The organism is Iodobacter fluviatilis, assembly GCF_900451195.1.
GTDB classification, from domain to species: domain Bacteria; phylum Pseudomonadota; class Gammaproteobacteria; order Burkholderiales; family Chitinibacteraceae; genus Iodobacter; species Iodobacter fluviatilis.
Genome location: NZ_UGHR01000005.1, coordinates 1 through 7,569, shown reverse-complemented (window position 1 = coordinate 7,569; position 7,569 = coordinate 1). Strand labels below are relative to the sequence as shown.

Sequence of the window (7,569 nt, the reverse complement as noted above, 5' to 3'; positions counted from 1 at the left end):
TGACAACATAAGTGCAACCAAAATAAGCGCACTTGTTTCGGCTATCCAAGCTCCATATGGCCGATAGGGATATAAATATACAAATGGCAGTAAAGCAACTAAAACAATATAATTCTATTATATTTTTTCATTTTTTCTTTTCAAAAAAAACGCACAAAATTCATTTGTGCGTTTTTTATTAAGCTAACCTCTAACGAATTTAAGGCTAAATATTATGCGTCACAACCTTTTGATTTTGCTGCAGCATCAGCATCTGAAGAGCAAGACCATTGGCCATCTGAAGTACGAGTTTGAGTAATTTTCTTGCCTGATACAGCTTTAGGGCCACCATTGATTTGTGCAAACAATAGTACCAGCTTCCGATGAAGATGAAAAACCATTCAAGAGATTCGAAGTACAATTGGCTGTAGCTTGCTTAATACCAATATCTTCTTTCGTAGGAACTGTTCCGTCAGCAATACGAGCATCAACACCAGTCTTTGGTGACGCTGTCTCAGCTAAAGCAGCAGCAAATTTAGATTTTGCTGTGTAATTTTGGTACGAAGGAATCGCTACAGCAGCCAAGATACCGATGATCGCAACAACGATCATCAATTCGATCAGGGTAAAACCTTTTTGCATGTTTTTCATATTTATCGCTCCCATATAATGTTCCAGAAGGAAACCCTGCGTTTCACTTAACCAAAACATTCACGGGGGAGTACTAAGCAATAGTCATGCCAGCTTATAAAACAAGTGAACTCAAAGTATTTCCCGACAAGTGCACTAATTATCGGGTACAGGCAGCAGTAAGGCCTAATGTACATGCTTTAATGTAGTCGTCTCTGGCTAGCTCTGGCTTTGCCTGAAGCTCAAAAACACGAGCGCGACCCAGATAGGGTCTGAAGTAATCTGGCTTTAATAAAATGGACCGATTAAAGTCTTCCAGCGCCTTTTGATAATCCTGCATTTCAAGATAAACAGCTCCTCTGTCATTGTAAACAAAGCTGTACTGCGGCCATATTTCTAAAGCCTTATTGAAATCATTAAGCGCAGAAATATATTGTCTCTCTTTAAAAAAAGCCAAGCCTCTATTGTGATAAACACGCTCTACACCAGGCCTGTTTTCTTTTCCATCCAGTAATCTGGCTGCATCGTCCCATAATAATAATGGATGAGAAAAACTAACCAACCTTTGTAAAGTTAATGGCAACATCAGCACGGCTATAGCACTTAGCAATATAATTGATTTTTAGCATTCAATTTTTGTAAAAAAACGGCAAAGCGCAAGATACAAAAACAAGCCAAATATAGCTGCGATAAATAACGAATGATTCCTGAATGCGTATCGTTGAAAACTCTGTAAAAAACATTATCCATGGGCAAAGGAAAGAAAAGCCTAACAACCCCGGTAAACCTCTTTTTTTCAATAAGTACATAAATGGAAATGGAAATAAAACATAGAATATGGCAGCAGGCAACTGAGGAAATAATATAAATTTGGTTGCAAAAACTTCATAAATATCTATTGACATCCACCGCGAAGAAGGTAAAAACCAGATCATTAAATATTTAAAAAATAAACCTGCCTGTGTAAATACTGAAAGTGGATAGGCTAGTTTTACGTTAAAATCAGGATCAATTAATGCCAACCGGGAAAACATAGCCGGAGCACCTAATTCATATGCTGAGCCGTACAGATCTATTTCATTTTTTTTAGCATAGAATACATAAGCCGCAATAAAAGTGCACATTAAAAAATATGGCCAGCTAAACTTCAAAATATTCTTAACGTCTTTTCTTACTAAAATTGCTGACATAAATGCTATGCTCGGCAACATAATGGCATTTTCTTTGCAAAGCACAGACAAGCCATACAACAATGCTGAAACGTATAAAAATAATTTATTTTCAAAAATAATGCTTTTAATAAACAAAAGCAACATGGCTAACGCAAAAAAAGTAGCCATCAGCATACTTCTTTGTGATAAATAAGCTACAGAATATGCAGCAGCTGGGTGCAGGGAAAAAATTAAACTTGCAAAAAACGCGGTATTTTCTAAAGATAAACCTTTGACTTCACTCTTTATTACTTCTTTTAAAAGATATTTTAATAAAATGTACAGAAGGACACCATTACAGGCATGAATAATTGAGTTTCCTAAATGAAGCCATATGACATCATTTCCAAAAGCAACGCGGGTCCATTCAAATGTTGCATAAGGCAGCCATCGTAAAGAAAAATCAAAATATTTATTTAAAAACTGATCATGAACAACGCCATTAAAAAAATAATTATCGTCAAACATAATAGGGTTATTAAAAAACATGAAGTACAAAACAAATGGAATTAGCACTATAAGAAATACATGTATAAAAAAACATACTTCGTATTGTAATATCTCAATGCCATCCCCTTTATTTTATAAAAAAACCCAGACTTGCCTTATTGCAAGCCTGGGTTTTAGATAAATATTAACGGCAGTATTTAACACTAAGACAAGTACCAGACTGAGCCCAGGTAATTGCTGAGCCTGCGGAATTTAATGTAGGACTTAAAATAGAAGTATATCCACCCGCAGCAGTAGTTCCGGTAAAATTTATAACACCATTCGCTACTACCACCAGCAGCGAGACCTGTTGTAGCAGCAGGTGCAGCCGGAATACCCTGTGTACCCGAGTTACACCCTGTAAATGTGCCTAAATCAGCATGGCACAATGCGACAGCTTGCTTATATGAATCAGAAATGCTGAGTACTTCTGAGAATTTAGCTTTTTTAGTGTAATCTTGATAAGACGGAATAGCCACCGCAGCTAAAATACCGATAATTGCCACAACAATCATTAATTCAATCAAAGTAAAACCTTGTTGAATATTCCTCATTTCATACTCCAAATATTTATATTAATAATTAAGCATTTTTAATAATAATTAAATATTTTAAAAAAAATGAGCCAGTTATTATCAAACCAGCTCATCTATAAATACCTTATTAGCGGCAGTATTTTACAGACAGACAAGTGCCTGTTTGTGCCCAAGTAATTGCAGATCCTGCTGCATTTAAAGTAGGAGATAAAACAGATGTATATCCACCTGCAGCAGTAGTACCTGTAAATGTAATAACCCCTGCTGAAATGGTGCCGCCAGCAGCAAGCCCCGTTGTAGCCGCAGGCGCAGCCGGAATACCCTGAGTACCCGCATCACACCCCGTAAAAGTGCCTAAATCTGCATGGCACAGTGCTACCGCTTGCTTGTACGAATCAGAAATACTCAGCACTTCAGAGAATTTCGCTTTCTTGGTGTAGTCCTGATAAGAGGGGATCGCCACTGCTGCCAGGATACCGATAATGGCTACAACAATCATCAATTCGATCAGGGTAAAACCCTTTTGCATGTTTTTCATTTCTTGCTCCTAACCTTTGATTTAAAAGCTTTTTTCCCTGAGCACTTGCATGCAAAATATGTTCTTTGCTTGAGTATGACAATGCAATATAGGTGCCTGACGGTGTAGGTTTTAGGGGTAAGCTGATTAACGGTGGGATTAGTCGGCAGACCAACGGTGAGTGCCTTATACTTTGTTGTGTACTGCCTGTTAGGCAGCTGCCGTTGTAGCTCAGTTGGCAGAGCAACTGATTCGTAATCAGTAGGTCGGGTGTTCGATTCACCTCAACGGCACCATCTGATTTAAATAAAAAAAGCCCCACCTAGGGCAAATGCCGTTCACTTAAGCCGTTTTGCTTGAGTTCCCCCTTTGAAAAAGGGAGGCTAGGGGGATTTGCAGTTGACGCTGAGCTTAAATAAGCAAAAAACCAAAGGAAAATCCCCCTAATCCTCCCTTTTTCAAAGGGGGAACAAAAGCAAAACGGCTTAAGTGAACGGCATTTGCCCTAGGTGGGGCTTTTTTATTTAAATCAGATGGTGCCGTTGAGGTGAATCGAACACCCGACCTACTGATTACGAATCAGTTGCTCTGCCAACTGAGCTACAACGGCAGCTGCCTAACAGGCAGTACACAACAAAGTATAAGGCACTCACCGTTGGTCTGCCGACTAATCCCACCGTTAATCAGCTTACCCCTAAAACCTACACCGTCAGGCACCTATATTGCATTGTCATACTCAAGCAAAGAACATATTTTGCATGCAAGTGCTCAGGGAAAAAAGCTTTTAAATCAAAGGTTAGGAGCAAGAAATGAAAAACATGCAAAAGGGTTTTACCCTGATCGAATTGATGATTGTTGTAGCCATTATCGGTATCCTGGCAGCAGTGGCGATCCCCTCTTATCAGGACTACACCAAGAAAGCGAAATTCTCTGAAGTGCTGAGTATTTCTGATTCGTACAAGCAAGCGGTAGCACTGTGCCATGCAGATTTAGGCACTTTTACGGGGTGTGATGCGGGTACTCAGGGTATTCCGGCTGCGCCTGCGGCTACAACGGGGCTTGCTGCTGGCGGCACCATTTCAGCAGGGGTTATTACATTTACAGGTACTACTGCTGCAGGTGGATATACATCTGTTTTATCTCCTACTTTAAATGCAGCAGGATCTGCAATTACTTGGGCACAAACAGGCACTTGTCTGTCTGTAAAATACTGCCGCTAATAAGGTATTTATAGATGAGCTGGTTTGATAATAACTGGCTCATTTTTTTAAAATATTTAATTATTATTAAAAATGCTTAATTATTAATATAAATATTTGGAGTATGAAATGAGGAATATTCAACAAGGTTTTACTTTGATTGAATTAATGATTGTTGTGGCAATTATCGGTATTTTAGCTGCGGTGGCTATTCCGTCTTATCAAGATTACACTAAAAAAGCTAAATTCTCAGAAGTACTCAGCATTTCTGATTCATATAAGCAAGCTGTCGCATTGTGCCATGCTGATTTAGGCACATTTACAGGGTGTAACTCGGGTACACAGGGTATTCCGGCTGCACCTGCTGCTACAACAGGTCTCGCTGCTGGTGGTACAGTAGCGAATGGTGTTATAAATTTTACCGGAACTACTGCTGCGGGTGGATATACTTCTATTTTAAGTCCTACATTAAATTCCGCAGGCTCAGCAATTACCTGGGCTCAGTCTGGTACTTGTCTTAGTGTTAAATACTGCCGTTAATATTTATCTAAAACCCAGGCTTGCAATAAGGCAAGTCTGGGTTTTTTTATAAAATAAAGGGGATGGCATTGAGATATTACAATACGAAGTATGTTTTTTTTATACATGTATTTCTTATAGTGCTAATTCCATTTGTTTTGTACTTCATGTTTTTTAATAACCCTATTATGTTTGACGATAATTATTTTTTTAATGGCGTTGTTCATGATCAGTTTTTAAATAAATATTTTGATTTTTCTTTACGATGGCTGCCTTATGCAACATTTGAATGGACCCGCGTTGCTTTTGGAAATGATGTCATATGGCTTCATTTAGGAAACTCAATTATTCATGCCTGTAATGGTGTCCTTCTGTACATTTTATTAAAATATCTTTTTAAAGAAGTAATAAAGAGTGAAGTCAAAGGTTTATCTTTAGAAAATACCGCGTTTTTTGCAAGTTTAATTTTTTCCCTGCACCCAGCTGCTGCATATTCTGTAGCTTATTTATCACAAAGAAGTATGCTGATGGCTACTTTTTTTGCGTTAGCCATGTTGCTTTTGTTTATTAAAAGCATTATTTTTGAAAATAAATTATTTTTATACGTTTCAGCATTGTTGTATGGCTTGTCTGTGCTTTGCAAAGAAAATGCCATTATGTTGCCGAGCATAGCATTTATGTCAGCAATTTTAGTAAGAAAAGACGTTAAGAATATTTTGAAGTTTAGCTGGCCATATTTTTTAATGTGCACTTTTATTGCGGCTTATGTATTCTATGCTAAAAAAAATGAAATAGATCTGTACGGCTCAGCATATGAATTAGGTGCTCCGGCTATGTTTTCCCGGTTGGCATTAATTGATCCTGATTTTAACGTAAAACTAGCCTATCCACTTTCAGTATTTACACAGGCAGGTTTATTTTTTAAATATTTAATGATCTGGTTTTTACCTTCTTCGCGGTGGATGTCAATAGATATTTATGAAGTTTTTGCAACCAAATTTATATTATTTCCTCAGTTGCCTGCTGCCATATTCTATGTTTTATTTCCATTTCCATTTATGTACTTATTGAAAAAAAGAGGTTTACCGGGGTTGTTAGGCTTTTCTTTCCTTTGCCCATGGATAATGTTTTTTACAGAGTTTTCAACGATACGCATTCAGGAATCATTCGTTATTTATCGCAGCTATATTTGGCTTGTTTTTGTATCTTGCGCTTTGCCGTTTTTTTTACAAAAATTGAATGCTAAAAAATCAATTATATTGCTAAGTGCTATAGCCGTGCTGATGTTGCCATTAACTTTACAAAGGTTGGTTAGTTTTTCTCATCCATTATTATTATGGGACGATGCAGCCAGATTACTGGATGGAAAAGAAAACAGGCCTGGTGTAGAGCGTGTTTATCACAATAGAGGCTTGGCTTTTTTTAAAGAGAGACAATATATTTCTGCGCTTAATGATTTCAATAAGGCTTTAGAAATATGGCCGCAGTACAGCTTTGTTTACAATGACAGAGGAGCTGTTTATCTTGAAATGCAGGATTATCAAAAGGCGCTGGAAGACTTTAATCGGTCCATTTTATTAAAGCCAGATTACTTCAGACCCTATCTGGGTCGCGCTCGTGTTTTTGAGCTTCAGGCAAAGCCAGAGCTAGCCAGAGACGACTACATTAAAGCATGTACATTAGGCCTTACTGCTGCCTGTACCCGATAATTAGTGCACTTGTCGGGAAATACTTTGAGTTCACTTGTTTTATAAGCTGGCATGACTATTGCTTAGTACTCCCCCGTGAATGTTTTGGTTAAGTGAAACGCAGGGTTTCCTTCTGGAACATTATATGGGAGCGATAAATATGAAAAACATGCAAAAAGGTTTTACCCTGATCGAATTGATGATCGTTGTTGCGATCATCGGTATCTTGGCTGCTGTAGCGATTCCTTCGTACCAAAATTACACAGCAAAATCTAAATTTGCTGCTGCTTTAGCTGAGACAGCGTCACCAAAGACTGGTGTTGATGCTCGTATTGCTGACGGAACAGTTCCTACGAAAGAAGATATTGGTATTAAGCAAGCTACAGCCAATTGTACTTCGAATCTCTTGAATGGTTTTTCATCTTCATCGGAAGCTGGTACTATTGTTTGCACAATCAATGGTGGCCCTAAAGCTGTATCAGGCAAGAAAATTACTCAAACTCGTACTTCAGATGGCCAATGGTCTTGCTCTTCAGATGCTGATGCTGCAGCAAAATCAAAAGGTTGTGACGCATAATATTTAGCCTTAAATTCGTTAGAGGTTAGCTTAATAAAAAACGCACAAATGAATTTTGTGCGTTTTTTTTGAAAAGAAAAAATGAAAAAATATAATAGAATTATATTGTTTTTAGTTGCTTTACTGCCATTTGTATATTTTATATCCCTATCGGCCATATGGAGCTTGGATAGCCGAAACAAGTGCGCTTATTTTGGTTGCACTTATGTTGTCATTCAGTAATG

General features: G+C 37.8%; 10 protein-coding genes and 2 tRNA genes. 5 read left to right on the top strand and 7 right to left on the bottom strand.

Translation table 11 applies throughout. The features are described 5' to 3' along the window. Positions 1 to 212 precede the first annotated feature (212 nt). From DYD62_RS24495 to DYD62_RS21695, 6 genes are all read right to left on the bottom strand, one after another. Positions 213 to 380, bottom strand: a complete 168-nt coding sequence (locus DYD62_RS24495) for a pilin (RefSeq protein WP_115230012.1) — start codon at positions 378 to 380, stop codon at positions 213 to 215. After that, a complete protein-coding gene (locus tag DYD62_RS24275) occupies positions 319 to 630 on the bottom strand; it encodes a pilin (protein ID WP_115230013.1) in 312 nt (103 codons plus the stop codon). The genes DYD62_RS24495 and DYD62_RS24275 overlap by 62 nt, the downstream gene beginning before the upstream one ends. A 139-nt stretch (positions 631 to 769) precedes the next feature. Further along, positions 770 to 1,195, bottom strand: a complete 426-nt coding sequence (locus tag DYD62_RS21710; protein WP_115230011.1) for a tetratricopeptide repeat protein — start codon at positions 1,193 to 1,195, stop codon at positions 770 to 772. A 43-nt stretch (positions 1,196 to 1,238) separates the two neighbouring features. Next, entirely contained in the window at positions 1,239 to 2,288 is a 1,050-nt protein-coding gene (locus tag DYD62_RS21705) for a hypothetical protein (RefSeq protein ID WP_147288286.1), read from the bottom strand. Between the two features lie 185 nt (positions 2,289 to 2,473). Continuing rightward, entirely contained in the window at positions 2,474 to 2,863 is a 390-nt protein-coding gene (locus DYD62_RS24330) for a pilin (protein WP_172476535.1), read from the bottom strand. A 109-nt stretch (positions 2,864 to 2,972) separates the two neighbouring features. After that, positions 2,973 to 3,383 carry a pilin gene (locus DYD62_RS21695; protein WP_115228523.1) on the bottom strand — a complete coding sequence of 137 codons (411 nt, stop codon included), beginning with the start codon at positions 3,381 to 3,383 and terminating at the stop codon, positions 2,973 to 2,975. Between the two features lie 199 nt (positions 3,384 to 3,582). On the opposite strand from DYD62_RS21695, the gene DYD62_RS21690 reads away from it, so the two are divergent. Then, positions 3,583 to 3,658, top strand: a tRNA-Thr gene (locus DYD62_RS21690). A 238-nt stretch (positions 3,659 to 3,896) separates the two neighbouring features. On the opposite strand, the gene DYD62_RS21685 is transcribed toward DYD62_RS21690, so the two are convergent. Continuing rightward, positions 3,897 to 3,972: transfer RNA gene (locus DYD62_RS21685), tRNA-Thr, on the bottom strand. 199 nt (positions 3,973 to 4,171) lie between these two features. Here DYD62_RS21685 and DYD62_RS21680 point away from each other — a divergent pair. The 4 genes from DYD62_RS21680 to DYD62_RS21665 all read left to right on the top strand — a co-directional run bounded on the left by DYD62_RS21680 (position 4,172) and on the right by DYD62_RS21665 (position 7,345). Beyond that, positions 4,172 to 4,582: a pilin gene (locus tag DYD62_RS21680; RefSeq protein WP_115228523.1), complete on the top strand. Its 411-nt coding sequence runs from the start codon at positions 4,172 to 4,174 to the stop codon at positions 4,580 to 4,582. Positions 4,583 to 4,690: 108 nt separating this feature from the next. Next, complete coding sequence (locus DYD62_RS21675; protein WP_115228522.1) at positions 4,691 to 5,101, top strand: pilin; 411 nt, start codon at positions 4,691 to 4,693, stop codon at positions 5,099 to 5,101. 167 nt (positions 5,102 to 5,268) lie between these two features. Then, a complete protein-coding gene (locus tag DYD62_RS21670) occupies positions 5,269 to 6,789 on the top strand; it encodes a tetratricopeptide repeat protein (protein WP_165928788.1) in 1,521 nt (506 codons plus the stop codon). A gap of 139 nt (positions 6,790 to 6,928) precedes the next feature. Continuing rightward, positions 6,929 to 7,345, top strand: coding sequence for a pilin (locus DYD62_RS21665; RefSeq protein ID WP_115228913.1), 417 nt, complete (start codon positions 6,929 to 6,931; stop codon positions 7,343 to 7,345). Positions 7,346 to 7,569 lie beyond the last annotated feature (224 nt).